Raw genomic sequence first — 25371 nt, forward strand, 5'->3', positions numbered from 1 at the left:
GAACCCTGACGGGAACCCTGACGGGAACCCTGACGGGAACCCTGACGGGAACCCTGACGGGAACCCTGACGGGAACCCTGACGGGAACCCTGACGGGAACCCTGACGCGAACCCCAACGCAAACACCGACGCGAACCTCAACGCGACCCCCGACACACACACCGCGCGAACGATGCGTCCTTAAAACGATTCGGAGTGCGGCCTTTATCGCTCCGTCTGCAATGGCCAGGATGCAGACACCAGTCGTATCGATCAGGCGTGCCAGGCGCATCACCAATCCTCCTTTACGGCGCGGACCGCATCGACCGAAACCGCACGGCGTCCGGCGACCACGGCGGTCGCGCACGAGGCCACCAGCATGACCATCGCCACCACGCTCAACGTGAGCCACGGCATATGCAGCGACATGCTCCAGTGAAACGACTGCGGGTTCACCACGAACACCAGAATCAGACTAATGGCAAAGCCCAGCACGAAACCCATCGCAATGCCGAGCGCCGTCAGCATGCCGCCTTCCTTCGCGAGGATGGCGAGTATCTGACGACGCGTGACACCCACGTGGCGCAGCATGCCGAACTCACGTGAACGGGCCAGCGTCTGTGCCGAAAAGGTTGCGGCCACACCGAATAAACCAATCACGATGGCCACCGCTTCGAGCAGGTAAGTGACCGCAAAGCTGCGGTCGAAGATACCCAAAGAGCGGGCGCGAATCTCGCCGGGCTGGGAGAACTCCAATGCGCTGCCGAAGGGCAATGCGCGCAGCCCGCTCATCACTAGGTCGACGCTTGCACCGGGCGCGACGGTGACCGCAACGTCGGTCGCGTTGGCGTCGTGAGTCAGGCGCCGATAGTCCGCGAGGCGCAACGCGATGGCCCCCGTCTGACGCACGTAGTCGCGCCAGACGCCGGCCACGAGAAACGACCGGTTGCGTCCGCCGAGCGGCAGATCGACCTGCTGTCCGAGCCGGTAGCCGTACAGGTCGACCATGGCCTCGGAGACCCACACCGGCGTCGCGCCATGCAACGCCGTTTCCGGCAGCACGGGCCCCGACATTTGCAGACTCGCGCCGGGATCGGCGGCGTCGATTGCGCGGGCCAGCAGCGTGACCGGCGGTCGCGCGGGATCCAGCGTCACTTGCGAGGCGCGGGTGAACGCGGCGGTTTTGACGCCTTTCACCGCCGCGATGTTGGCCTGATCGGCGAGGCTCAGCACGGCGGTGTCGCCGTTTGGCGCTACGCGTACGTAAAGATTGGCGGACAGCAGATGCTCGAGCCATTCGTCGACGGAGACGCGGAAGCTGGCCACCATGATCGCCATTGCAACGATCAGTGCAAAGCTCGACAGCACGCCGCTCATCGCCACCGATGCCTGGCCCGGCGCATTGGCGAGGCGCGCGAGCGCCAGCGCGCCGCTCGTCGACGCGTTGCGTCCCGCGCGCGAACGGCCCAGCGCCGAGAACAGCATGGCGGTGCAGCGCGGCATCAACGCAATGCCGCCCACCAGCAGAAGCGCGACGGCGAGATAACCGAGAATCGGCGCCTCGAAAACCGGTGGCATTTGCGTCAGCACCGCGGCGAGCGCAAGACACCCCAGCGCGGGCCACGGCGTCGCGAGCCTCGCCAGCGCGCCTTCTTCACTGCCGGCCTTCAACGCCGCTGCGGGGCGGGCGCGGGCCGCCTCAATGGCGGGGGCGAGACTGCCGAGGATCGACACGGCGACGCCCAAGGCAAGGAAGATCGCGCTCGCGATGGGTTCGAACCCGATACGCGGACGCACACCTGGAAAATAGCCGCCGCCCAGGTCACTGCCGAAGAAGCGCAGCGCGGCGCTGGCCAGCGCATAACCGAGCGCGAGGCCGGCAAGCGAACCGAGCACGCCGAGCAGCGCGCCCTCCATCAGGATCTGGCGCAGCAACTGGCCGCGCGTAAAGCCGAGCACGCGCAGCATGGCCATCTGGGAACGGCGTCGCACGACGCTCAGCGCCTGGGTCGAAAACACCAGGAACGCGCCCGTAAACAACGCAACCAGCGCGAGCACATTCATGTTGATGCGATACGCGCGGGAGAGGCGGTCGGTCCGGCTTTCGACATCGTGCGGTTCGAACACCACCAGTTGACGGCCAAGGCGTGCCTGCAGATCGCGCCGGAAGCTTTCGCGATCGACGCCGCGCTGCAATTCGAGGTCGACGCGCGAGAGCTTGCCGAGCCGCGCGAAGCGCCACTGGGCGGCGGCGATATCCATCACCGCGATGCGTTGACCCGGTCGCGCCCTGACGATGCCGCCGGCCACCCGAAACGGCACCGTTGCCGTCCCGCTCAATAACGCAATATGCTGGCCGATGCCCGTGTTCAACCATTGCTCAGCCGCGGGCGAGAGAAACACGGTGTCGTCGGCGAGCGTGTCCATCGGGCTTTGCGATGCCGGCACGCCCACGAGATCCGGCGCGATCTGGCTGGCTTTGAAAACGTCGATGCCGAGCACCTTCAGCGGCGTGCTCTTTCCCGGCACGGTGGCATCCAGTTCGAGGACCGGGCTTGCCAGCGCCACGCCGGGCTGGTCGGCAAGCCGCGGGTACCACGCTTCGTCGAAAGTCGGCTGCGCGCCGCGCACCTGCAAATCGGCCTGGCCCGAAAGACTGCGCGCGGCCGCGGAGAATTCGTTGAACGCGGCGCTGTTGATCAACTGCACCGCGTAACCGAGCGCCACGCCGAGCGCGATGGTCGCCACGGCCACGATGGCGCGTCCCCGCTGGCTGCGCCATTCCGCGACCAGCAGCCAGCGCGTGAGCCGCGCACTCCTTGTCGTGTCCGCAGACCGTGCCGGCGCAACGTCACTCATGAGGTGAGCGAATCCGCTGCGCACGGCCATGGCGCGCGGCGTGCAGGCCGCCTTCGCTCAGAATCAGCACGCGGTCCGCAACCGCCGCGGCCGCCTCCGAGTGCGTCACCATCATGGTCGCGGCGCCGTTCGCTTTCGCTTCCGAGCGGAACAGCGCCAGCACTTCATGGGCGGTATCCGGGTCGAGATTGCCGGTGGGTTCGTCCGCCAGAATCAGTCGGGGACGATGAACCAGCGCGCGAGCAATCGCCACGCGTTGTAATTCGCCGCCGGACAACTGGCGGGGAAAATCGTCACCGCGCCCGCCAAGGCCAACTGCCGCCAGCATGTCGTGCGCGTGCGCCGGCGGCAGATGATTGAGCAGCAGCGGCAGCGCGACGTTTTGCGCCAGCGTCAGATGCGGCAACACGTGAAACGCCTGAAAGACGAAGCCGAGCTTCTGCCGGCGCAAGCGCGTGGCGGCATCGTCGTCGAGACCGGACACCTGCGTACCGTCGATCAGGACCTCGCCGCTATCGGGCATGTCGAGCCCCGCGATCAGATTGAGCAGCGTCGATTTGCCGACGCCCGAATCGCCCATGATCGCAACGAACTCGCCCGGATCGAGCGTGAAATCGAGTTGCGCGAGGACGACGCGCGCGCTCCCGTAGGCTTTGCTCAGTTTTCGGCATTCGAGCGCCGGAGCAGGGCATTCATCGCCAACGCGCATGAGTGGTGATCGATCGAGGGTGAGAGTGGCGAGCCGAACGAAAGCGTGACGACGGCGTGGGGCGAGCCAGATGGCGCGCGTCCACGAGGCATCTTAACCGGCGTACAGGATTTGCGTTGGCGGGTCCGCGCGCCGCCGGCTGGGCATGGCAAGTGCTACCGGGTGACTACCTGCAATTCGACATTCACCCAAGGTAAGGATCACCATGATGACAATGAAAGCGAAGACACTCGTGTGCGTCGGCGCGCTCCTGTTCACCTGTGCGCTGCCGGCGGCTCGCGCGCAGATTGCCGGGGTTCAACCGCTAGGCGGCACGGTGGAAGAAACCAACGGCCTGCTGCACGGCTGGAGCGTGCGCAAGGCGCTGGTCGACGAACCGGTTTACAACGACAACAACGACAAGATCGGCAGCATCTACGACCTGATCATCGCGCCCGATCGCAAGGCCACCTATGCGGTGCTGTCGATCGGCGGCTTCCTCGGGATGGGGATTCACTACGTCGCGATTCCGATCGATCACTTCACGATTCACGACGGCAATCTGTATCTGGCGGGCGCCACGAAGGACGCGCTGAAACAGGTTCCGGAGTTCCAGTACAACAAGCTCGAGAAGGCCACCAAGCCGCACAAGATCAGCGCGCAATAGGCCCTTCGCGCCGGCGCCCCCTATTGACGCGACACGAGCGCCTGGCGCTTCGTCTCCAGTTGCGTGATCGCCCGTTGCAGCATCCGCTCGGCGGGCCCCGGCAGCGCGACAAACCGGCAGCCCATGACGAAGCGTGGTTCGCCTGCCGCGCTGAGGGTCTTGCGAGGCGAGACGATTTCGAGGTCGAGCTTGAGCGTGCCGAAGTCACCCAGCCGCACGGTGACGTCCTGCAGGATGTCACCCGCCTGCAAGGCGCCGAAGCGGGCGTCAGCGGTTCTCAGCGCAACCCCGCCCAGCGACAGATCCTGCAACTCGACCCTGAACGAATCGCCTTCGGCATAGCGTCCGGCGGCGGTGTAGGGATCGAGCATCGGTGTCTGGACGCGGAAGTACTCGCGCCGCTGAACCCAATACAGGACTTCCGGGAACGAGGCTTCGTAGGCGAGGCGTCCGTCGAAGACGATCGGTTCGGCCCGCCCGATGGTGAATTCGGTGCGCACGCCGCCAGGCAGGCTGCGAAACACCAGCCGGTTCGCGACGGGCAGAGCGTGGTTGTCGGCGGCGACGCTGCCGGCATCGAAGACGAAGCGGGCATTGCGCGAATCGACGTCCAGCACTTGCGTGACGATATGCCGTCCGCAGAACTCCACCGTCATGAACTCGCCGCCCGACATCAGCTTGCGAAGGCAGACCGCAATCTGCAGCGGGTGTTGCTGGGCGAAATCAGGGTGAATCTCGCTGGCTGCGCCGGTGACGTCGGAATCGCGTAGGAGGTCGGCAATCATCGTATTGTCCGTAGAGGGGTGGCCTTGGCCTGGCCAGTTAATCGATGAGTGCGGGCGGTGAAGCACGCCGGCGCTCGGTCTATGCAGGCTTTATTGCAGGGACCGTGCCAGCTTTGCAACGGGGCAGACGGACAACGCGGCGTAGGCCGCCGCGCCAAATGGGGCGGGCGTTTGCGGGCTAGGGAATAAAACGGCGCCGCTAGCGTGAGCGGGCGTCGCTACGTAACGGCGAGTGCCTTGTTACGGCCACGTGAGGTGGCACGGGCGGGATCCGGAAACGGAGCGGCGTCGTAGGCCGCTCCTTCCTGCTTCAGGGCTTCAGGATTTGCGCGCCCATTGCGCGAGTCCCGCGCAGGCCAGCAGCAACGACCCGGTCACGAAAAACACCGAGTGCAAGCCGAGCGCCACGCCGATCTGCCCGCCAATCAGCGGACCGACGACCTGGCCGCTGAACTGGGCCGATTGCAGATAGCCGAGCATCTGGCCTGTCCGGCTTTCGTCGACCGAGCTTCTGGCCAGCTTGGCGATGGACGGCAGCAATCCGGCGAGGGTCATGCCCATCACCATGCGCAAGCCGGCCAGTTGCCACCAGTGGGTGACGAAGGCCTGCGGAATCATCACGAGACCGGTCGCCACGAGACAGCCGGCGATCACATTCCAGCCGCCGATACGATCCGCCAGCGCGCCGAGCCGCGCCGCCGTCAACATGCTGCCCAACGCCGAGCAGGCCATGACCACGCCCGCGATCCGCGCGAGATGTCCCGCCGGCACGCCCAGCGAGCCGATATACACGGTGATGATCGGTTCGATCGACATGTTCGCGAGCAGCACCATCATCGCGGTAATCAGCAACGCCGCCACCACCACGTAGTTGGTCCGCCTGACGGCGGTACTCGCTTCACTGGAGGCGCGGGCGCGGTGCCTGGCGTGATCGGCGGCATTGAAGTCTTCCTTCACGAGGACGATGGTGAGCAAAGCCGCTACCGCGATCATGGCCCCGCCGGCGAAGAAGGTGCCGCGAATGCCGATCCATCCCGGCAGCAGACCGCCGACCAACGGTCCGACCAGATTGCCTGCGAGCGCGCCGGTGGACAGTATCCCCAACGCCCAGCCGGCACGGGCGCGGGGCGCCTGCGAACCGACCATGACCGTCGAGGCCGACGAGTAGCCGCCCACCAGTCCGGCGATCAGACGCAGCGCCACCAGTTCATGCACCGAATGCACGACGCCAATCAGCGACATCACCACCGCCATGCCGAGCGCGGCGCGCACCAGCATGGGCTTGCGGCCGTAGCGGTCGGCGAGACGCCCCCACAGCGGCGCGGTCACCGCCGTGCCGAGAAAGGTCGCGCCAAAGGCGATGCCCGACCACTGGATCACGGCCGAGGTCGATTCGACGCCGAGCTGACGCACATACAGCGGCAGGAACGGCAACAGCATGCTCAGGCTGACGAGGGTGGTAAACGACCCGAAGACGCAGACCGCGAGATTGCGCTTCCAGTGATGTTCGTTGCGTTCGGCGTAACTCGGCATAGACGGCGAAGCGGGCGACGCCGGCCGAGGGACTGGGCTCAACAGGGAGTGAGCAGGTTGATTCATTGCAACCTCAGCGCAGCGAAGATGGACGAAGTCTAAATTGAACCACTTCGGGAGAGAATCCGCTCGTGACGGAAGACATTCTTCCAGTGAGCGGTTCAATCCATGTCGCTTCATGGGGTGGGCGGTCCGAGCCCATGCCGAGCCCGACCGTCCGCCCGATTGTGCGGGAATTGATAACAGTGAATTAGCGGCTACTGCGTTGATGTCTTGTGCGCAATCCATAGAATGCAAAGCGTGGACTCACCCTTCACGCGCATCGACGTTCTGACCCATGGCGTGATTCCGTAACGTGGAGCATCAGATGGACATCCTCGAACTGGCCCGTCAGTCGGGCATGACGGTCACCCTCGACGCCCGGATTGGCCGCCAGGAATACCGCACGGTGCATGGCTCGGTTGCCGCATTGGAGCGGTTTTCCGAACTGGTTGCCGCGTCGTTACGTGAAGAACTCGTCGAGCAGGATTGATGCGCGATCAGCACTAATCGAACAGGAAACATCATGAAATACGAAGCATCGAACTCACGCAACACCGGCCGCGATGGCAGCCTGCAAGATACCGTCGCTGAAATTCAACCTGTCGCGCAGGTTGCGCCAGCGGTGCAGAAAGCCCAGCAGCCCACCCGCAACTGGGCCTGGGCCCACCACACGGAATCGTATGACTGGATGGACACGCACAGTCTGTCTGGCTCGCGTGACTCGTTTCATTGAAGTTCGCTGGATTCGCGCAGCCGTGTTGGCGCGGCTCGCGCGGTTGACCTTCAGGTTGGTGTCTTCGGGTATTTAGTGTTGAATAGCGGGAGAGCGGTGCATACCGCCCTCGCAGGACACACAGCGCGTGTGCCTGCGTCTTTGCGTATCCTGCACATGCCGGGCGCAATACCTCGATACTTTGCTACCTTGTCCAACCCCGAAGGAGCTGCACATGTCACTTGAACAGGTTCTCTACACCGCCCATGCAACGGCCACCGGAGGCCGCGACGGCCGTGCGGTGGTGCAAGAGTCAGGACTGGATTTTAAGCTGACGACCCCGAAGGAACTCGGCGGTGGCGGAGGGGATGGCGCCAATCCCGAGCAACTCTTCGCGGCGGGATATAGCGCGTGCTTTATCGGCGCCATGAAATTCGTCGGCGCGCGCGACAAGATCGCGGTCCCGGCGGATGCCTCGGTGACGGGGAGCGTGGGGATCGGTACGATTCCCAATGGTTTCGGCATCAAGGTGGATCTGAAGATCTCGCTGCCCGGCATGGATCGCGAAGCGGCGCAGGCCTTGATCGACAAGGCGCACGTCGTGTGCCCGTATTCGAATGCCACGAGAAACAACGTCGACGTCACCCTGACACTCGCTTGACGCCCATTTGACACCCGCTTGCGTGCGGCTCCGCTGGCCGCGGCTGTGACGTGCGGCCAGCGGCGGCTTCGCATTACGTGTACGATTTGCCGCCGGTTTTTATGAATCGTGCGGTGGGTTGGATAGTCGGGCGGTAGCGTCGGGTCGTCGCACCAATGCGCGATTCATCAGGCGTTGGATAGCAGCCGGCCCGTCCGGGTTCGAGTCGTTTCGCAAAGGTACACAGCATGGACGTTGCCGACCTCAAGGTCTTCGAAGCCGTTGCCCGTCATGGCAGCATGAACAAGGCAGCTAGCGAACTGCATACCGTGCAGTCGAACGTGACGGCGCGCATCCGCGCGCTGGAACGCGAAGTGGGCGTGGCGCTTTTCAACCGCAACGTGCGCGGCGTGAGCCTGACACCGGCTGGGCAGCGCATGCTGCCGTACGCCGCGCGCATCGCCAAGCTGGTCACCGACGCGAAGCTCGCCGCCGTCGACGAAGGTTCGCCTAACGGCACGCTCACGTTGGGAACGCTCGACACCACCGTGGCATTGCGGCTGTCGCCGATCCTTAGCCACTTTGCGCGACTCTATCCGCAGGTGCGCCTGTCGCTCACCACCGGCACCAGTTGCGGTCTGACGGAAGATGTGGCGGCGTGCCGTCTCGACGGCGCGTTCGTCGCTGGACCGGTGGACCATCCCGACCTGCACAGCGAAACGATTTTTCACGAGGAACTGGTGCTGGTCACGCCGCGCGCAATCCACTCACTCGAATCGCTGAGTTCGGTCCCGGATCTGCGCACCATCGTGGTCCGGCTGGGATGCTCCTACCGTCAGCGGCTGGAGGCACTGCTTGCTGAAATGGGGATCGTCACCGCCACGCCGCTCGAGTTCGGCTCGCTGGACGCGATCGTCGCCTGCGTGGGGGCGGGGATGGGCGTTACGCTGCTGCCGCGCGGCGTAGTGGCCAACGCGGCCCAGCAGGATCTGGTGACGATCCACACCATTGCGCCCGAGAAGGCGCATGTCGACACCGTGTTCGTGCGACGCCACGATGCCTACGTGTCGAGCGCGATGCAGGCTTTCGTCGACGTCGCCCGCACGGGATCTGGCGCCTTGATGGCCGCCGCGTAATCGTCGAACGGCGCTAGCGCCGTTCTAGCGCTTATTTCGCTGCGAGTTGCTTGCGATATTCGTCGACCGGCAATCCGCCCCAACCCCAGTTCTCCTTCTCCACCTCTTCGATGACCACGAAAGTGGCTGCGAGCGGCTTGTTCAGCACGTCGAGCAGCAGGTGGCTGACGCCCTTGATGAGTTGAGCTTTCTCTTCGGCGGTGACCGAGTCGGTACCGGGCTGCGTCCCTTCGCGGGTGACCTGAATCGTCACGATAGGCATGGTGCTCTCCTTGAGCCTGTGGATGAACGGGGCGGCTGCTATCAGCGCCCCGTAACGGCTAGCGCTTGCTGATGGCTTAGTGACCGGCGCTCTGGCCGCCGTCGACGTGCAGGATTTCGCCCGTCACGAACGGTGCCGAATCCAGATACAGGATCGCGTTGACGATGTCGTGCATTTCGCCCATATGGCCCATCGGGTGAAGCGCACCGAGTGCCGCATGCGTTTCCACGGCGTGCATCGGCGACTTGACGATGCCCGGCGCCACGGCGTTGGCGCGAATGCCGCGCTTGGCGTATTCGATGGCCAGCGAGCGGGTCGCTGCGTTCAGGCCGCCCTTGGTGAGCGATGCCAGCACCGACGGCACGCCTTCGATCGCCGAGTCGGCGAGCGTCGTGGTGATCGTGACGATGTGGCCGCTCGAGTTCTTTTCCATCTCGTTGATCGCGAGCTGCGTGATGTAGAAGAAACCGCTCAGGTTCACGCCGGTGATCGCGGCGTAATCTTCGGGCGAGTACGACGTGAACGGCTTGGCGATGAAGATGCCTGCATTGTTGATCAGCGTGTCGATGCGGCCGAAACGCGCCACACCTTCGCTGATGACGCGGCGAGCGGTTGCCGGATCGGCGATGTCACCGGCCACGGCCAGGATGTTGGGATCTTCCGATGCCTTGATGCTGCGCGCGGTCGCTACCACGCTGTAACCGCGCTGGCGGAACGCCTTGACGGCTTCAGCGCCAATACCTTGTGATGCACCCGTAACGACGACGACTTTGTTTGACGTGCTCATGCTTGACCTCAGAATAGATTAGTTCGGCTTTTTCACCGCTCGGGCCGCTGTGGCTCCGATAGATGCGTAATCTAGGCCCATTGACGTCAAGTTCGAATACCCGGCGCGGACAAACACTTGTAACGCCGAGGAATAAGTCGCACCTGGCGCACCGCATTACAGCGGGAATCCCCCCGCGAAGCTGTCCCGCAGATAGCTGACGAACAGGCTCACGGCGCGCGGCACATGCGACGCGTAGGGCCGCAGCACGTACAGTTGCTCCGCGAATGCGCCGGTCACGCGCCATTCCGGCAACACTTCGATCAGTTTGCCGGCCCGCACGGCGGCCTGCGCCGTGAAATCCGGCAGAAGCGCAATGCCCAGGTCATCGAGCGCCGCATCGCGCAGCGTTTCGCTGTTGTTGGCGCAAAACGGTCCATTGACCGGCAAGGTGACCGGGGCGCTTACGGTCTTGCGTGCCGTTCTGCGTTCAAACGACCACATCCCGCCGCCCGTCGCACGCGGATAGAACAGGCAGTCGTGCGCAGCGAGATCTTCGGGCGTAGCAGGCGTGCCGCGCTTGCGCAGATAGGCGCGCGTCGCCACGATCACCGAGTGGGTCGCGCAGAGTTTCCACGCAACATGGGTGTCGGGCGCTTCCGCGCTATGGCGGATCGCCAGATCGAAACCCTCGGTGGCCAGCGAGGCCAGCCGGTCGGATACCTCGAGTTGCACTCTGACCTCGGGATTGGCGCGTAAAAACGCCGGCAGTTCGGGCACGAGGCGTTGCCGCGCAAAGGCGACCGGTGCGGTGACCCGAATCAGGCCGCGTGCGACACCGGCCATTTCGCTGACGCTGGAAAAACTGCTGGCGATCTGTTCGTAATGGCCTCGGGTGTCCTCGACCAGCCGCTGGCCGGCCTCCGTCAAACGCACGCTGCGCGTGGTGCGCTGCACCAGCGAGATGCCCGCGGCGCGCTCCAGTTCGGAAATACGCTGGCTCATCGCCGCCTTGCTGACGCCCAGTCGCGAAGCCGCCGCGGTATAGCTGCCTTGCTCCGCGAGGATGGCCAGCCAGTGCAGATGGACCCACAGACCTTCGATTTTTTCGTTATCCATACATTAATTGTTCACAACAGGAAACAATGAGTTCAATGATAGCGTCTTTGCATATGTGGCAGCCGGTTCTAGACTGAGGGCACAGCCGGATCAACCACCAGGAGACACCATGCAAGCCTTCAACGACAACGCGGACGTCGGCCATTTCATTCACGGTCAGCGGGTCGCCGGCAACGGTACCCGTAGCCAGCCCATCTTCAACCCCGCTACCGGCGCGCGCCCGCGCACGCTGTTGCTGGGCGAGGCCGCGGACGTGGATGCCGCCGTCGCGAGCGCGAAGGCTGCCTTTCCGAAGTGGAGCGACACGCCGCCGATCCGCCGCGCGCGGGTCATGCTGCGTTTCCTCGAATTGATGAACAAGCACCGCGACGAACTGGCGGCCATCATCACGGCAGAACACGGCAAGGTGTTTTCCGATGCGCAAGGGGAAGTCTCGCGCGGTATCGACGTGATCGAATTTGCCTGCGGCATTCCGCAACTGCTGAAGGGCGACTATACCGAGCAGGTTTCGACCGGCATCGACAACTGGACCACCCGTCAGGCGCTGGGTGTGGTGGCCGGCATCACGCCGTTCAACTTCCCGTGCATGGTGCCGTGCTGGATGTTCCCGGTGGCCATTGCAGCCGGCAACGCGTTCATTCTCAAGCCGAGCGAGCGCGATCCGTCGGCTTCGCTGTTCATGGCTGACCTGCTGAAGCAGGCCGGTTTGCCCGATGGCGTTTTCAACGTGGTGCAGGGCGACAAGGTGGTGGTGGACGCCTTGCTGGCGCATCCGGACGTCAAGGCGGTGAGCTTCGTCGGCTCGACGCCGATCGCGAACTACATCTACGAGACCGGCGCGAAGAATGGCAAGCGCGTGCAGGCGCTGGGCGGTGCGAAGAATCACATGGTCGTGATGCCCGACGCCGACCTCGATCAGGCAATCGACGCGCTGGTCGGCGCGGGCTACGGGTCGGCCGGCGAACGCTGCATGGCGATCTCGGTGGCGGTGCTGGTGGGCGACGTCGCGGACAGGATCATGCCCAGGCTGGCCGAGCGCGCCCGCCAGCTGGTGGTGAAGAACGGCATGGAACCCGATGCCGAGATGGGCCCGATTGTCACGCGCCAGGCGCTCGAACGCATTGAAGGGTACATTGCACATGGCGTCGAGGAAGGCGCCACGCTGGTCGTCGACGGTCGCGGTTTGAAGGTGCCGGGCCACGAAGACGGCTTCTTCACCGGCGGCACGCTGTTCGACCATGTCACGCCGGAAATGCGCATCTACAAGGACGAGATTTTCGGCCCGGTGCTCGCCTGCGTGCGTGTGAAGGATTTCACCGAAGCTGTCGATCTCATCAACGCCAACGAGTTCGGCAACGGCGTGGCGTGCTACACGCGCGACGGTCACGTGGCCCGCGAATTTGGCCGCCGTATTGAAGTGGGCATGGTTGGGATCAATGTGCCGATTCCGGTGCCGATGGCATGGCACGGTTTCGGCGGCTGGAAGCGCAGCCTGTTTGGCGATACGCACGCGTACGGCGAAGAAGGGGTACGCTTTTACACCAAGCAGAAGTCGATCATGCAACGTTGGCCCGAAAGCACCGAAAAGGGCGCGGAGTTTGCGATGCCGACGGCGAAATAATCCGGCGCCGCAGGAATGCGGTGCCTCGGTCGCCATGCCGCGTGGATGGCGACTGGTTACCCGTATGTGAAAAGGATTCAACATGACCCATCAGACTGACAACCGCGCGCTGCTGCGCGTGTTGGGCATCGAAAAACCCATCATTCAGGCGCCTATGGCGGGTGTGAGCACACCGGCCCTGGCCGCCGCCGTATCGAATGCCGGCGGCCTCGGCTCGCTGGGCGTCGGCGCCATGAACGCAGCCGCCGCGCGCAACGTTATCGAGCAGACCCGCGCGCTGACGTCGAAGCCATTCAACATCAACGTGTTCTGTCACCGCCCTGCGACCGCCGACGCGGCGCTCGAGCGTCAATGGCTGAACTGGCTCGCGCCGCAATTCGAACAATACGGTGCGACGCCGCCGGCGGCGCTGTCCGAGATCTATACGAGCTTCGTGGTGGACGATGCGATGCTCGAGGTGTTCCTCGAAGAGAAGCCGGCCGTCGTCAGTTTTCACTTTGGCCTGCCGTCTGCCGAAGCGCTGGCGAAACTCAGAAACGCGGGCATCAAACTGGTCGGCGCGGCAACCAATCTGCAGGATGCCGCGCAGGTGGTCGCTGCGGGGGTCGACGCGATCGTCGCGCAAGGTATCGAGGCGGGCGGCCATCGTGGCGTGTTCGATCCCGAGGCGACGGACGACCGGCTCGGCACGTTTGCGTTGACGCGTCTGCTGGTCAAGGAGTTCGATGTACCGGTGATCGCCTCGGGCGGCATCATGGATGGTGCGGGCATTGCCGCAGCCCTTGCACTGGGCGCGCAGGCGGCTCAACTGGGCACGGCGTTTGTTGCCTGCCCGGAAACATCGATCGACGATGGTTACCGCCGGGCAATACTCAGTGATGCGGCGCGTCGCACCACGTTCACCGCGGCGATTTCCGGCCGCGTGGCGCGCAGCATGGTGAACCGCTTCACGGAACTCGGCACCCGCGCGGACGCACCGAAGTCACCGGCGTATCCGATCGCCTACGACGCAGGAAAGGCGCTTCACGCAGCCGCGAAAACGCAGGGCGAGTTTGGCTACGGCGCACAGTGGGCAGGGCAGGCCGCGGCGCTTGCGAGGTCGTTGCCTGCGGCCGAACTGTTCGCGCAGCTCGAGCGGGAGTTGCAGGAAAGCCTCGCGCAGTTGTCGCAGTGGGCGAAGTAAAGGGCAATAAGCGGGTGCTGTATGAATGACGTGTGAACGGCCGCTGAAAAGCCCGTTCACGCGTTGCGCGTGTCACCCACGTGCGCTACACGGTGCGCATCAATTCAATGCCTTGATCAGGGCGCCTGCTCCAGGTGTGTCGGTTTGCCATGGGCGAATATCGACATGCGACGCAGCAGCCATTCAAGCAGTTCATGCGCGGCCGCGACCAGCGGCCGTCCCGCCTTCACCAGCAGCCTCGCCTTGGTGCCCTGAAACAACGGGTGATCGATCGGCACGATGGTCAGCTCTCCCGACGCAAGCTCCCGATACGCCGCGAATTCGCCAATCAGCGTGACGAAATTCTCGCTCGCCACGAAGCGTTTGAGCGCGGTCAACGAGTTGGTGGTGAGGGTGGCCCGAATCTCGATGTTCTCGGCAAACGCCAGCATCTGCGCCGCCTGGCCGATGCCGAAGGTGGGCGGCATGACGGCGAGCGGATAGGCGAGCAGGTCGGCCACGCTCGCCGGTCCGCCTCGCATGACCAATGGATGCTCGGGGCGAACCAGCAACACGATGGGCTGTGACGCACTCGCGCGATATTCGATGCGCGGGTCCGGCGGCGGGTTGTAGGCAAGACCGATGTGCGCACGACTTTCGGCCACCTCGTTGAGTACGTCGTCGACGGGAAGAATCTCGACCCCGACATCGAGCTTGGGGTACTGCGCACAAAACGGCGTCAGCACCTCGGTCACCAGCATGTCGACATAGCCCTCGCTCACCGCCAGTTGCACGTGTCCCTGTTGCAACCCTTTCAGCGCGTGCAACTGGTCTTCGAGTTTTTCCTGTTGCGAGCGATAGCCGCGCCAGAACTCGAGCAGATGGGCGGCGGCCTCCGTCGGTTTGACGCCGCGGGCCTGGCGCTCGAACAGCAGCGTATCCAGTTCTTCCTCCAAGAGCCTGATCTGCCGGGTAATCACCGACGGCGACGTATTCAGGCTGTCCGCGGCCCCGCGGATCGTGCCGTGGGCCAGCACTTCATGAAAATACCGCAGGCGCTGCTGGTTGATTTCCCGCATGGTGACCACCCTCGACCGGTTCCGTTGCTCACAGAACAACGATATGTGAACTTAGTTGCTCTTGCTAGGTGGGTTTTGCCCGGACAACATGGTGAAACACACACGGCGGACAGCCACCTGACACCAGGAGACGAGCATGGCAGCCATACCGACCCTCACCGCGACGGACCCCGTCGCAGCGCTCTACCGCCGGCTCAACTGGCGACTCCTGCCATTCCTGCTCGCCTGCTACATGTTTGCTTATATGGACCGGGTCAACGTCGGCTTTGCCAAGCTGCAGATGCAAAGCGACCTCGGCTTCTCCGACGCCGCGTACGGCGTGGGCGCGGGGATTTTCTTCCTGGGCTATGTACTGTTTGAGTTGCCGAGCAACCTGCTGTTGCCGCGGGTCGGCGCGCGCAAGACCTTCAGCCGCATCCTGATCCTGTGGGGCATCACTTCGGCGTGCATGCTGTTCGTGCGCAATGTGCCGATGTTCTACGGCATGCGCTTCCTGTTAGGCATCTTCGAGGCCGGCTTCGCGCCCGGCATGATCTATTACCTATCGTGCTGGTACGGTCCGACGCGCATGGCGCGGGCGATTGCCATCGTTTTCATCGCCGGTCCGCTGGGTGGCATCGTGGGTGGGCCGCTTTCCGCATGGCTGATGTCGAGCTTTGCGGGCGTCGGTGGGCTAGCCGGCTGGCAATGGATGTTTCTGGTGGAAGGCTTGCCCTGCATCGCTCTGGGGATTCTCACGCTGTTCGTGCTGTCGAACCGGCCCGCCGACGCGGCCTGGCTGAATGCCGAAGAAAAGCGCCTGCTCGAACGGGAAACCGGTACGACGGCGGCGCGCGACCATTCGTTCGGAAAGGTGCTGCGTAACCTCCGCGTCTATGTCCTGGCGCTGGCGTATTTCTGCATCATTTTTCCCATCTACGCGATCAGTTTCTGGCTTCCGACGCTGCTGAAAACACAAGGCGTGACCGATACCGTGAAACTCGGCTGGTACGCGGCCATTCCTTATATGGCAGCCGCTTTGGGCATGTACTACGCGGGGCGCCGCTCGGACCGGCTCGGCGAACGACGCTATCACTGCGCCGTGCCGGCCTTCGCCGGCGCGCTCCTGCTGATTGCATCGCTCTTCACCGACGGCCATCTCGGCGCCTCGCTGGTGCTGCTGACGCTCGCCACGGCCATGCTGTGGATGGCGTACACGGTGTTCTGGGCGATTCCGTCCGAGTACATCAAGGGTCCGGCGGCGGCGGGCGGCATTGCGCTGATCAACACCATCGGGCTATCTGGCGGATTCTGGGGGCCGGCGGTGATTGGCTGGGCCAAAACGGCAACCGGCAACCTGCATCTCGGCATCTTCTTGATGGCCTGCATGCCGGTGCTTGCAGCCTTCCTGATACTCGTCAACCGGCGACCCGAACAAGGCGTGACCGCTACGCCGGGCGTCGGCGCGGGTCCGACGAAAACCACGCTCGACGACTCCATTTAGTACGGAATCCGAACTACCTCGCTTCAATTTTGCGCTATTGACCAGAAGGACATCACTGAAATGAAAATCCTGATTGCCGGTTTCCAGCATGAAACCAATACGTTTGCACCGACCAAGGCTTCCTATGCGAGCTTCGTGCAGGGAGAGGGCTTTCCACCGCTGACGCGCGGCCTCGACGTCATGAATCTGCGCGATGTGAACGTGCCGATTGGCGGCTTCATCAAGGACGCCGAACCTGCAGGCCACGAACTGATTCCGGTGATCTGGGCCGGGGCGAGTGCCTCGGCGCATGTCACGCAGGATGCGTATGAACGCATCGCCGGCGAGATCCTCGCTGCCGTCGAAGCGGGCGGCTTCGACGCTATCTATCTGGATCTGCACGGCGCCATGGTGGCGGAGCACGTCGACGACGGCGAAGGTGAACTGCTGGAACGGGTCCGCGCGATCGTCGGAACGTCCATGCGGGTGGTCGTCTCGCTGGACCTGCACGCCAACGTGACGCAACGCATGCTCGAGCATGCCGACGCGCTGGTCGCCTATCGCACTTACCCGCACGTCGATATGGCCGAGACCGGTTCGCGGGCGTACGCGGTGCTCGAAACGCTGCTCGCGGATGCGCGTCCGCTGCACCGCATGGCGCGTCGCATTCCGTTCCTGATTCCGGTAAACGGCATGTGCACGCTGGTCGAACCGGCGCGTGGCGTGTACGACCAGCTTGCTGCGTACGAGCAGGGCCCGAACCTGTCGCTTTCTTTTGCGCCGGGCTTCCCGGCCGCCGACTTCCCCGAATGCGGGCCGGTGATCTGGGGCTACGGTTTCGACGAGGCAGCCTTGACGAGCGCAGTCGATGCGCTGTTCACGAAGATGGTGGCGGACGAACCCCACTGGGAAGTCCCGTTCCTGACGCCTGATGAGGCCGTCACGCAGGCGGTCGAACTGGGTCGCGGGGCGCAGAAGCCGGTCATCATCGCCGATACGCAGGACAACCCCGGCGTGGGCGGCGATTCGAACACCATGGGCATGGTCCGGGCGCTGTTGCGCCATGGCGCCAGCGACGCGGCGGTCGGCCTGATCTGGGACGCTGACGCTGCGGCCCAGGCGCATCGGGCCGGCGTGGGCGCGACCATCGAACTGGCGCTCGCGGGCGGCTCGGGCGTGCCGGGCGACGAACCGCTGGTTGGCCGCTTCGAAGTGGAACATCTCTCGGACGGACGGTTTCGCCTCGACGGTCCGATGATGAACGGCATGTGCGGCGAACTCGGGCCGGTGGCCTGCCTGCGCATCGATGGGGTGAGAATTGCCGTCAGCAGCATCAAGTTGCAGATGTTCGACCGCAACCTCTACCGGGTGGCCGGGATTGAACCGGAGCAGATGAAGATCCTCGTCAACAAGAGTTCGGTTCACTTCCGGGCGGACTTTCAGGCGATGTCGGAAGCCATTCTCGTGGCGAAGTCACCTGGACCGATGGCCGCCGACCCCGCGGACCTGCCCTGGCAGCATCTCGATCCGCAGATCCGTCTGCGTCCAACCGGCGGCACGCTGGGTGAGCGCCACGCAAAGCAGGAGGGGCACCTCGAACCGTGCTAAATCGCTAGCAGGCCGTGCGATTTGAACAGCGAGGGTGGACGGGGCGCGGCACTATGACCGCATCGACGGCACACCGGCTTGAGCGCCGGTAGCCGGGTCCCCGCGTTCACCCCTCTGGAGGTGCGGCATGAACACCGCAGCTGATTATCTGGTCGCCACGCTTGAGCATGCTGGCGTCGAGCGTATCTTTGGCGTCGTCGGCGATTCGCTGAACGGCATCTCCGATTCGCTGCGCCGCTCCGGCAAGATCGTCGAGCTGGCCGTGCACGACAACCAGGCAGTGAAGCAGGGCGATCTGCACAATAATGGTTCGTCGCGACGTCCGGTCGCCCCCATCGAGGACGAAACGAAATGTCTAAAGCCTTTTCAGTTTCCGTTACTCCGCTGGGCAAGTCCGCACTGGCGACGTTGCCGCCGTGGCACTATTCCAGCGACTGTCTCGCCATCGAATACTGGGCCGATCCGAAAGCGATTGCGGCACTTTTGCCGCCAGGCGTCACGGTCGACGAGCAATCGGGCGGGCGCGCCTTCTTCTGGTTTCTGGATTGGCAATTCACCGGCTCCAACGACGAACTGACCGACCCCGCGCGCTATCAATACCGCGAGGCGTTCGTGCTGGTGGAGGCCGTCTACGACGGCGTGCCGGTCAACTACTGCCCGTATATCTTCGTGGATAACGACGCCGCCATCGCGCGCGGCTGGGCACAAGGCTTTCCCAAGAAGCTCGCCAGCGTCTATCAGACCCGCAGTTTCTCCGCGCCCAGCCTGGCCGCCGCACCGCTTGCCAAGGGCAGCCGCTTTGGCGCCAGTGCGTCCGCGCACGGCGAAAGACTGGCGACCGCGCGCATCCAGCTCGAAGAACCTGTCGCCGACCCGACGACGGTTTTCAACCGGCCGACCACGGTGCGCCGTTACTTTCCGCAACTGGCAGCGGGTCTTCAGGAAAAGCCGCCCGTCGATGAACTCACCATGTCGCTCACGGATAATCTCGCGATCGTGGATGTTTGGAGCGGCTCGGCGGAACTGAAGATGCCCGAAGTCGCCGGCGAAGAGATGCATCTGATTGCGCCGGTGCGGGTTGGCAAGGGCTATCAGCTGGGTATGGCGTATTCCGTGACCGATCTGCGCATCCTGAAGAACTACGCGGCGTAAAGACGATCGGGGTCTCCGGGTAAGCGGAGGCCTGCTATCCCCGCTGCCAACGTGAATGCCCGTACGACGTCCATAGAGGAGGCGCTTTCATACCGCTCTACACCTTGATTACCCAGCACGGCGTACTCAGTAGCGAGGCCCGATCCAGGCTTGCGGTCGACCTGACGGATCTGCATGCCGAGTATTCCGGTGTGCCAAAGAACTGGGTGCATGTGGTCTTCCAGGAATATCCACCGGGCAATGGATTCACAGCAGGAGAGGCCGCCGCCACCGCCGCGCTCACGCTGCTCATCCGCACCGGCCGTACGCCCGAATATAAGCGGGGTTTGCTACAACGTCTCTGGACTGTGTTTCAGGCGGCGACGGGCGCGCCTGACGATCAGATCGTGATTGGCGTCCAGGAGGTGCCACCGAGCCAGGCGATGGAAATGGGGCAAATCATGCCGGAGGTAGCGGGCGAGTAGGTGCCTGCGCACATCTGCGTGCTTGTCTGCACGTTCATTGACAGGAAGACACGCCACTCGTCGAGGCAACGATGCTCAGGATCAAGGGCCGCCTTCAGAGGCGTACTGCTTGCAATCTGCCTCGGAGAAACTCACCTTGGGCCACTCCTGAACATTGTGAAGCGAGGCTTGCACCGCGACACTCGTGAATCCCGAGCCACAGCCGTGCGCCACGGCGTCGCCGGACTGAATCGAACCCCTGCACCAACGATTTTCCCAATCGCTTGCAACGGCGGCCTGATCCGCATTGCGTGCCATTGCATCGTTGCCCATCTGTTTTTCGATGCTTGCAATCTGCTTGTAGGCGTTGCCCGCATTGCCGATATCGACGCTGACCGCATTACGCAACTGCGTGAGCGCGTCTTGCTGGCGCCCCTGAATTTGCAGCGCGTCGCCAAGGTTCATAAATGCCTCTCCGTAACGGGGATCGAGACGGGTTGCGGCTTCGAACTCTAGCTGCGCAAGCCGCGCAGGATTTTCTTCCGGCGGTATCTTCAGGCGGTTCGAAGCCACCGGTTGTGGAAGTGTTTTGGCGATGCTCAGGTACTGGCTGCCGAGCGCATTGTGGCCCGCCGCGAAACTGTATCGGTCGCGAATGACGGCTGAGAATTTCTCGCGTGCTTCGGCGTGGCATCCCATGCCATCCAGCGCCACACCCCAGTTGTAGCGTGCCCAGGAAAAGTGCGGGTCGAGTGCGATGGCGCGGCGCGCGTGTTCGATCTCAGTCAGATAATCCAGCTTGTTTTCGGCAATTTTCGATAGACCCAGATAAGCCCATTTGCGCAGATGCTCCGTGTCGTCCACTGAGTCGCTGCGCAGGACGTTCCAGAATGCGTTGGCTGCGTCCGTGTACTGACAGGGTGCATTGTTGCTCAGGCAATCCTTTTGCGCTTTATCGAGGATTGAAGAGGCGAGCACATAAGGGGTGTATTGAGCCATCGCAGCCTGTGCGCCCAGCGCAATCACCTCCTGCAGATTGCCAGTTGAACTCACCGCATCGAATGGATGGGATTCTCCACCGGGGCGAATGACCCGGCCCGACAGGTGCAAGGACTTTCCCTCGCGGATGATTTGCGCCGTGATATGACCATCGCGGTGAGACCACGCCTTCGCGACCTTCACGAAATCGTCGACCGACAATCCGGTGCCGGGAATCTCCAGATGCAGGTCATCCTGACCGGCGTCCACGATGTTCTGGTGGATCTCGGTCGGCATGACGCTGGATGCCGATTCCAGAATCGACAACATGTCCTCGTTGAACTGCTGCTGGGCGGTGGCTGGGGACACCCCGTAGCTGGCGAAACCGGGTGGAACGGGGATGGGGTCGATGAGCGTGACCGACCTCCAGCAATAGTGGATATAGACGAGCGTCAGCACGACGAGTAACAGGCCGCCAAGCGTCATCGCCACATTACGAGCCGGCGCGAGCGAGTCGTAGGCGGTCCGGGCGCCTTTGACGAACCACCCCAATGCATCCGCCTGCGGGCGAAAAGAGCGGGTCGTGGGATGTCTGGGATTCATGGCGATTCCTCGACTGAGATGCGTGTTGAACCCGAATGCTGGCGAGGAGGACGGAGGTGGGGAGCAAGCTTGCGCTTTCCCTACACGTCGATTCCTCTGCTGGTAGAACGAGAGCGTCGGATTCTGTTTGCAACTTTTGTCGAAGAAAAGCCGAGGGCAACTGGGGCGAAGAACCGGGAAGAACGTTATTCGCGATGCGCGAGCGCCTGGTCGTTCTGCTGGTCACGCTCGTTTGGATGGTGTTGCATCCATTCATCGTGGCCCCAATAGCGGTGGCCGTCCCAGTAATGGTCGCCCTGCCAGCCGACTGGGACCGCAAGGCTCAAGGTCCGCGCGGGCGCCGCCACTTCGTACCGCGGCCGCGGCGGTTGCGGCTGGACGTAGACCTGCGCGACGGCCGCGCTGGCCATGACGAGCGTGGTGCCTGCCACGAGCGTCTTCGGGATCGAGCGTAGTGCGTTCATCATCGGTTTCATCGCGGTTCTCCACATCGTGCACCTGGAGACAAGCACGACGCGTACCTGAACGGAGAAGCGGCGCAGCGGAGGGGGAAAATAGGGGCTAACGCTGATTCAGCACCCCAAGCAGGCTGTCGATATCGACGGGCTTTGTAAAATGGAAATCGAAGCCGGCGTGCCTCGCTGCCTGCTTGTCGGCATCCTGTCCCCAACCCGTCAGCGCAATCATCAGGATGGTCTGACCCGCGGGCCGCTGCCGGATCAGCCGCGCAACTTCATACCCGTCGACATCCGGCAGACCGATGTCCAGCACGATGGCCTCTGGTGAGAAGTCATCGGCCAGGCGCAGGCCGGTCCTGGCGTCGGGCGCGGTGCGAACGTCGTGGCCTTCGGATTCCAGCAGCAGCGCAAGGCTGGTGGCGGCGTCCTCGTTGTCATCGATGATCAGAACCCGGTGCTGCTTTGCGCTGCGTGGACGGCTCACCGGTTGCGCGATCGCAGGTGGCGTGATTTGATCCTCTGCGACGGGTAGCCGCACCACGAATTCGCTGCCCAGCCCCACGCCGGCGCTCGCAGCCGACACCGTTCCAGCGTGAAGCTGCGCGAGCGTCTGCACCAGCGACAGGCCAATTCCGAGGCCACCCTGCGAATGCTTCATGCCGGAGGGCAACTGCGCAAACATCCCGAACAACGACGGCAGGTCTTCAGCTGCGATGCCAATGCCGGTGTCGCGCACCGAGATCACTGCGTCGTCGCCCGAGCGTGTTGCGCTCAGCCAGACAGTTCCACCGGAAGGGGTGTATTTGGCGGCATTATTGAGCAGATTCTGAATGATCTGGGACAAGCGGGTGGGATCCGCATCGAGCATGAGCGGCTGCGATGGTGGTTCGAACACCAGACGGTGCCCGGCAGCCGCGAACAGCGACTGCGACGTCTCGACCACGAGTTGCATGGCCGTAGCCAGATCGAGCCGCTCTTTCTTCAGGCTGATTTTCCCTGCGCTGATTCGCGACACTTCAAGCAGACCGTCAACCAGCGACGTCATCTGGGTCAACTGGCGTTCGAGCACGTCATGCGACCACCGCACTTGCGGGTCCGTGAACGGCTTCGGCCGCAGTAATTCGAGCACGCTTCGCATGGGCGCAAGCGGATTGCGAAGCTCATGGGCAAGCGTCGCCATAAACTCGTCCTTCCTGCGATCGGCTTCCTGCAGCGCCTGCTGCGCGGCGCGTTTGGCTTCCAGCGCCGCCTCGGATTGCTGGCGGGCGAGCAGCAGCTCACGCTCGTATTGGTGCCGGTCAATAACCACCACTGCGGCAAATTCGTCGAGTTCAATCCCATCGTGGCGGCGGCGGGAAGCGTTGATCAGAACCGGCAGGGTCTTGCCGTCCTTGCGCACGATGTCCACCTTGACTTCAGCTACTGAGCGCTGCATCTGCAGCAGGGGCGCCCAATGGGTCTGATGGAATACCTTGCCGCCGACCGTCAACAGATCCTGGAACCGGCGTTTTTCGACAAGCTCCAAGGCGTCGTAACCCAGCCAATGGCAAAAGGTTGTGTTGACCCTGACGATGGTTCCCTGGATGGTGGTCGTGAGCAAGCCACACGGTGCATGATCGTATGCCTCGTCGATCGCAGGCAGGGACCGTCCCGGACTGTCCATTGTCAAAGCCCGTGCTCGCGCAGGAATGCCTCGGTCGCGTCGATGCTGGCGCACGGGGCGCTCAAATGCGGGCAGTGTCCGACGTTGTCCACGATGCTGAGCGTGCTGCCTGAGATTTCGTGGTGCATGAATTCACCCACGGAAAGCGGCGCGAGGAGATCGTCGCTTGATTGCAGGATCAAGGTGGGCGTGGTGACCTGGGCGAGATCGGCGCGATGGTCGGCGAGGAAAGTGACCTTCGCGAAATGCTTCGCAATGTTGGGATCGGTACGGCAAAAACTATTGGTGAGTTCGACGCCAAGCTCGGGTTGATCCGGTGAGCCCATGATGACCGGTGCCATGGTGCTGGACCAGCCCAGGTAGTTGCTTTCGAGGGTCTCCAGCAAGCCGTCGATGTCGCTGCGGGTGAATCCGCCAATGTAGTCGCCGTCGTTGATGAAACAGGGAGACGGGCCGACCATGACGTTTGCGGTGAACCGATGCGGCGCCCGAATCGCCGCCAGCATGCCGATCATTGCGCTGACCGAATGTCCTATGTAAATAACGGGCCCTGTAGTGACCTCATCGATCAGTTCGAGCAGGTCCGTGGCATAGCCGTGAAGCGTGCCGTACTTGTCGTAATCATAGGCGGAGAGGTCAGAATTCCCGCTTCCTACGAGGTCGAACAGAACGGTCCGGTAGCGTTTTCCGAAACCAGGCGCGAGATAGCGCCACATGGTCTGGTCGCAGCCAAAGCCGTGTGCAAACACCACCGTGGAAGCGCCACCGCCGTCGACATGGACATTGTTGCGCTCGCGGACGTTCATGGTTTTCCTTGACGAGATTTCGGTTTTACATTGTTTCATATCCGGGGCAGGGCCGGTCTTTATTCTCTTCTAGCCTTTGAAAGCATTAGGCATCCTAAGGTAAGTGACGGCAAGCCGGAGCGCGATGTCTGCAATGCGCTTCACGCGCATGCGGCAAGCAGCGCCGACTTGAGAGGGCAGGGGAAGAGCGTCAACGGCGAGGTAGGGCGTTGCGATCAGCGTAGCGACTGCGCCGACGTGCTACCTTTCCGGAATAAAAAATGCACTCGACGGCATTTCGGAGAGTACCGCCGTCGTGCACGTTTTCAGAAGCCGTGAGTTGGCGATCTTGTCGGGACTGGATATATCAATGTGGCGTTGTCGTTCAAGCGCGCGTAAAAAATCCGCCTTCAATTCCTCGTCGTAAATCCCGCGCTGCTCGACTTTGCGGCGTATGGTTTCCAGGTCGTACTCGAGCGCCTGGTAAGCCGCGATCGTCATTTCGTATGCTTTAAGCGTTCGTCTGAATTGAATCGCCGGCCGGATCGCTGCGACGAAGGCGCAAAACGTCCCGAGGCCTTGCCACACGTGCTTGCCTATGTCCGTTTTGAAAAACCACAAACCGGCAACCGCCGAGGTCGGCGCCGCAATAACGAGCGCCAGGTCCATCGCCATATCCAGATGTTCGAGACGGCGCAGTCGTTCACTGTAATATCGGACATTGAGCCGAGCAGTGCGAAGTTTGTCGTATACCGCCCAGACTGGATGGTTATCGCGTCCCATAGTTCCCCCGTGTACGTGCGGAGCAAAATAATGATAGTCAAGAAACACATCGCAGGCATTCTTGTCTTGCTGCCCGCGCTGCTGTGCCTGTCGACGCTCGTGATGGGCGAGACGGCGGAAAGCGGCACACCGGCATCGGCAAGCATGAAGGCGGCGCCCAAGACGAGCGGGCTGCTGCCGTCGAGCGCCGCGAATGCGCAGGCGGCATCCGCGGCAAGCGGCGCCGCTTCGAACCCGGACGAGGCCGTTGCACCAGCGGCGACACGCAGCCTCTTTCCGAATAGCCCCCATCCCAGCGTCGATCCCACGCAGCCCTGGCCGCGCTCCGGCGGCGCCGACGAATCCAAGTAGCGCCTCGCCAGGGGGCAGCGGGGCGATCCGGCAAT

At 63.2% G+C, this 25371-nt stretch carries 26 protein-coding genes and 1 pseudogene; 14 read left to right on the forward strand and 13 right to left on the reverse strand.

The window, feature by feature from the left end; genetic code table 11:
- Positions 1 to 184: hypothetical protein (locus P3T43_RS12175; RefSeq protein ID WP_429281299.1), on the forward strand; the 184-nt coding region annotated here is incomplete at its 5' end.
- 86 nt (positions 185 to 270) lie between these two features.
- Here P3T43_RS12175 and P3T43_RS12180 read toward each other — a convergent pair.
- A complete protein-coding gene (locus tag P3T43_RS12180) occupies positions 271 to 2838 on the reverse strand; it encodes an FtsX-like permease family protein (protein ID WP_429281300.1) in 2568 nt (855 codons plus the stop codon).
- Positions 2831 to 3547 (reverse strand): ABC transporter ATP-binding protein, encoded by a 717-nt coding sequence (locus P3T43_RS12185; RefSeq protein ID WP_429281301.1) that lies wholly within the window; start codon positions 3545 to 3547, stop codon positions 2831 to 2833. Before P3T43_RS12185 ends, P3T43_RS12180 begins: the two co-directional genes overlap by 8 nt.
- Before the next feature lie 214 nt (positions 3548 to 3761).
- On the opposite strand from P3T43_RS12185, the gene P3T43_RS12190 reads away from it, so the two are divergent.
- On the forward strand, positions 3762 to 4193 hold the full coding sequence (locus tag P3T43_RS12190; RefSeq protein WP_429281504.1) for a PRC-barrel domain-containing protein: 432 nt from the start codon (positions 3762 to 3764) through the stop codon (positions 4191 to 4193).
- Positions 4194 to 4213: 20 nt separating this feature from the next.
- Here P3T43_RS12190 and P3T43_RS12195 read toward each other — a convergent pair whose 3' ends face one another.
- Positions 4214 to 4978 (reverse strand): flagellar brake protein, encoded by a 765-nt coding sequence (locus tag P3T43_RS12195; RefSeq protein WP_429281302.1) that lies wholly within the window; start codon positions 4976 to 4978, stop codon positions 4214 to 4216.
- Between the two features lie 318 nt (positions 4979 to 5296).
- Positions 5297 to 6577, reverse strand: a complete 1281-nt coding sequence (locus P3T43_RS12200) for an MFS transporter (RefSeq protein WP_429281303.1) — start codon at positions 6575 to 6577, stop codon at positions 5297 to 5299.
- A 301-nt stretch (positions 6578 to 6878) separates the two neighbouring features.
- On the opposite strand from P3T43_RS12200, the gene P3T43_RS12205 reads away from it, so the two are divergent.
- From P3T43_RS12205 to P3T43_RS12220, 4 genes are all read left to right on the forward strand, one after another.
- Positions 6879 to 7043, forward strand: a complete 165-nt coding sequence (locus P3T43_RS12205) for a hypothetical protein (RefSeq protein ID WP_429281304.1) — start codon at positions 6879 to 6881, stop codon at positions 7041 to 7043.
- Positions 7044 to 7076: 33 nt separating this feature from the next.
- Positions 7077 to 7286, forward strand: a complete 210-nt coding sequence (locus P3T43_RS12210) for a hypothetical protein (protein ID WP_429281305.1) — start codon at positions 7077 to 7079, stop codon at positions 7284 to 7286.
- Positions 7287 to 7500: 214 nt separating this feature from the next.
- Positions 7501 to 7926 (forward strand): organic hydroperoxide resistance protein, encoded by a 426-nt coding sequence (locus tag P3T43_RS12215; protein WP_429281306.1) that lies wholly within the window; start codon positions 7501 to 7503, stop codon positions 7924 to 7926.
- Positions 7927 to 8153: 227 nt separating this feature from the next.
- Positions 8154 to 9041 (forward strand): LysR family transcriptional regulator, encoded by an 888-nt coding sequence (locus tag P3T43_RS12220; protein ID WP_429281307.1) that lies wholly within the window; start codon positions 8154 to 8156, stop codon positions 9039 to 9041.
- Positions 9042 to 9072: 31 nt separating this feature from the next.
- Here the strand turns inward: P3T43_RS12220 and P3T43_RS12225 are convergent, their stop codons facing one another.
- From P3T43_RS12225 to P3T43_RS12235, 3 genes are all read right to left on the reverse strand, one after another.
- Positions 9073 to 9303 carry a tautomerase family protein gene (locus P3T43_RS12225; RefSeq protein WP_429281308.1) on the reverse strand — a complete coding sequence of 77 codons (231 nt, stop codon included), beginning with the start codon at positions 9301 to 9303 and terminating at the stop codon, positions 9073 to 9075.
- Between the two features lie 76 nt (positions 9304 to 9379).
- Positions 9380 to 10090, reverse strand: a complete 711-nt coding sequence (locus tag P3T43_RS12230) for an SDR family NAD(P)-dependent oxidoreductase (protein ID WP_429281309.1) — start codon at positions 10088 to 10090, stop codon at positions 9380 to 9382.
- Between the two features lie 156 nt (positions 10091 to 10246).
- Positions 10247 to 11188 carry a LysR family transcriptional regulator gene (locus P3T43_RS12235; RefSeq protein WP_429281310.1) on the reverse strand — a complete coding sequence of 314 codons (942 nt, stop codon included), beginning with the start codon at positions 11186 to 11188 and terminating at the stop codon, positions 10247 to 10249.
- A 109-nt stretch (positions 11189 to 11297) separates the two neighbouring features.
- Here P3T43_RS12235 and P3T43_RS12240 point away from each other — a divergent pair, with 109 nt between their 5' ends.
- Together P3T43_RS12240 and P3T43_RS12245 are read left to right on the forward strand one after the other, a co-directional pair.
- Positions 11298 to 12809, forward strand: a complete 1512-nt coding sequence (locus P3T43_RS12240; RefSeq protein WP_429281311.1) for a CoA-acylating methylmalonate-semialdehyde dehydrogenase — start codon at positions 11298 to 11300, stop codon at positions 12807 to 12809.
- An 82-nt stretch (positions 12810 to 12891) separates the two neighbouring features.
- Entirely contained in the window at positions 12892 to 13992 is a 1101-nt protein-coding gene (locus P3T43_RS12245) for an NAD(P)H-dependent flavin oxidoreductase (protein WP_429281312.1), read from the forward strand.
- A 116-nt stretch (positions 13993 to 14108) separates the two neighbouring features.
- On the opposite strand, the gene P3T43_RS12250 is transcribed toward P3T43_RS12245, so the two are convergent.
- A complete protein-coding gene (locus P3T43_RS12250) occupies positions 14109 to 15050 on the reverse strand; it encodes a LysR substrate-binding domain-containing protein (RefSeq protein WP_429281313.1) in 942 nt (313 codons plus the stop codon).
- Positions 15051 to 15186: 136 nt separating this feature from the next.
- Between P3T43_RS12250 and P3T43_RS12255 the strand changes: the two genes are divergently transcribed.
- From P3T43_RS12255 to P3T43_RS12275, 5 genes and pseudogenes are all read left to right on the forward strand, one after another.
- The gene (locus P3T43_RS12255; RefSeq protein ID WP_429281314.1) at positions 15187 to 16533 is read left to right on the forward strand and encodes an MFS transporter; all 1347 of its coding nucleotides are present in this window, start codon (positions 15187 to 15189) and stop codon (positions 16531 to 16533) included.
- Between the two features lie 60 nt (positions 16534 to 16593).
- On the forward strand, positions 16594 to 18120 hold the full coding sequence (locus P3T43_RS12260; RefSeq protein ID WP_429281315.1) for a M81 family metallopeptidase: 1527 nt from the start codon (positions 16594 to 16596) through the stop codon (positions 18118 to 18120).
- A 127-nt stretch (positions 18121 to 18247) separates the two neighbouring features.
- Positions 18248 to 18370: pseudogene (locus P3T43_RS12265) on the forward strand (thiamine pyrophosphate-binding protein); the annotation flags it as partial.
- Between the two features lie 101 nt (positions 18371 to 18471).
- A complete protein-coding gene (locus tag P3T43_RS12270) occupies positions 18472 to 19272 on the forward strand; it encodes an acetoacetate decarboxylase family protein (RefSeq protein ID WP_429281316.1) in 801 nt (266 codons plus the stop codon).
- 104 nt (positions 19273 to 19376) lie between these two features.
- Positions 19377 to 19736: a tautomerase family protein gene (locus tag P3T43_RS12275; RefSeq protein WP_429281317.1), complete on the forward strand. Its 360-nt coding sequence runs from the start codon at positions 19377 to 19379 to the stop codon at positions 19734 to 19736.
- A gap of 81 nt (positions 19737 to 19817) precedes the next feature.
- Here the strand turns inward: P3T43_RS12275 and P3T43_RS12280 are convergent, their stop codons facing one another.
- From P3T43_RS12280 to P3T43_RS12300, 5 genes are all read right to left on the reverse strand, one after another.
- Positions 19818 to 21296, reverse strand: a complete 1479-nt coding sequence (locus P3T43_RS12280; protein ID WP_429281318.1) for a tetratricopeptide repeat protein — start codon at positions 21294 to 21296, stop codon at positions 19818 to 19820.
- A 185-nt stretch (positions 21297 to 21481) separates the two neighbouring features.
- The gene (locus P3T43_RS12285; protein WP_429281319.1) at positions 21482 to 21772 is read right to left on the reverse strand and encodes a hypothetical protein; all 291 of its coding nucleotides are present in this window, start codon (positions 21770 to 21772) and stop codon (positions 21482 to 21484) included.
- 85 nt (positions 21773 to 21857) lie between these two features.
- Complete coding sequence (locus P3T43_RS12290; RefSeq protein ID WP_429281320.1) at positions 21858 to 23417, reverse strand: hybrid sensor histidine kinase/response regulator; 1560 nt, start codon at positions 23415 to 23417, stop codon at positions 21858 to 21860.
- Positions 23418 to 23419: 2 nt separating this feature from the next.
- The gene (locus tag P3T43_RS12295) at positions 23420 to 24223 is read right to left on the reverse strand and encodes an alpha/beta fold hydrolase (protein WP_429281321.1); all 804 of its coding nucleotides are present in this window, start codon (positions 24221 to 24223) and stop codon (positions 23420 to 23422) included.
- Between the two features lie 240 nt (positions 24224 to 24463).
- On the reverse strand, positions 24464 to 24985 hold the full coding sequence (locus tag P3T43_RS12300) for a hypothetical protein (RefSeq protein WP_429281322.1): 522 nt from the start codon (positions 24983 to 24985) through the stop codon (positions 24464 to 24466).
- A 30-nt stretch (positions 24986 to 25015) separates the two neighbouring features.
- On the opposite strand from P3T43_RS12300, the gene P3T43_RS12305 reads away from it, so the two are divergent.
- Positions 25016 to 25336, forward strand: coding sequence for a hypothetical protein (locus P3T43_RS12305; RefSeq protein ID WP_429281323.1), 321 nt, complete (start codon positions 25016 to 25018; stop codon positions 25334 to 25336).
- Positions 25337 to 25371: the final 35 nt, after the last annotated feature.

This window comes from Paraburkholderia sp. GAS41 (assembly GCF_050436545.1).
GTDB lineage: Bacteria > Pseudomonadota > Gammaproteobacteria > Burkholderiales > Burkholderiaceae > Paraburkholderia.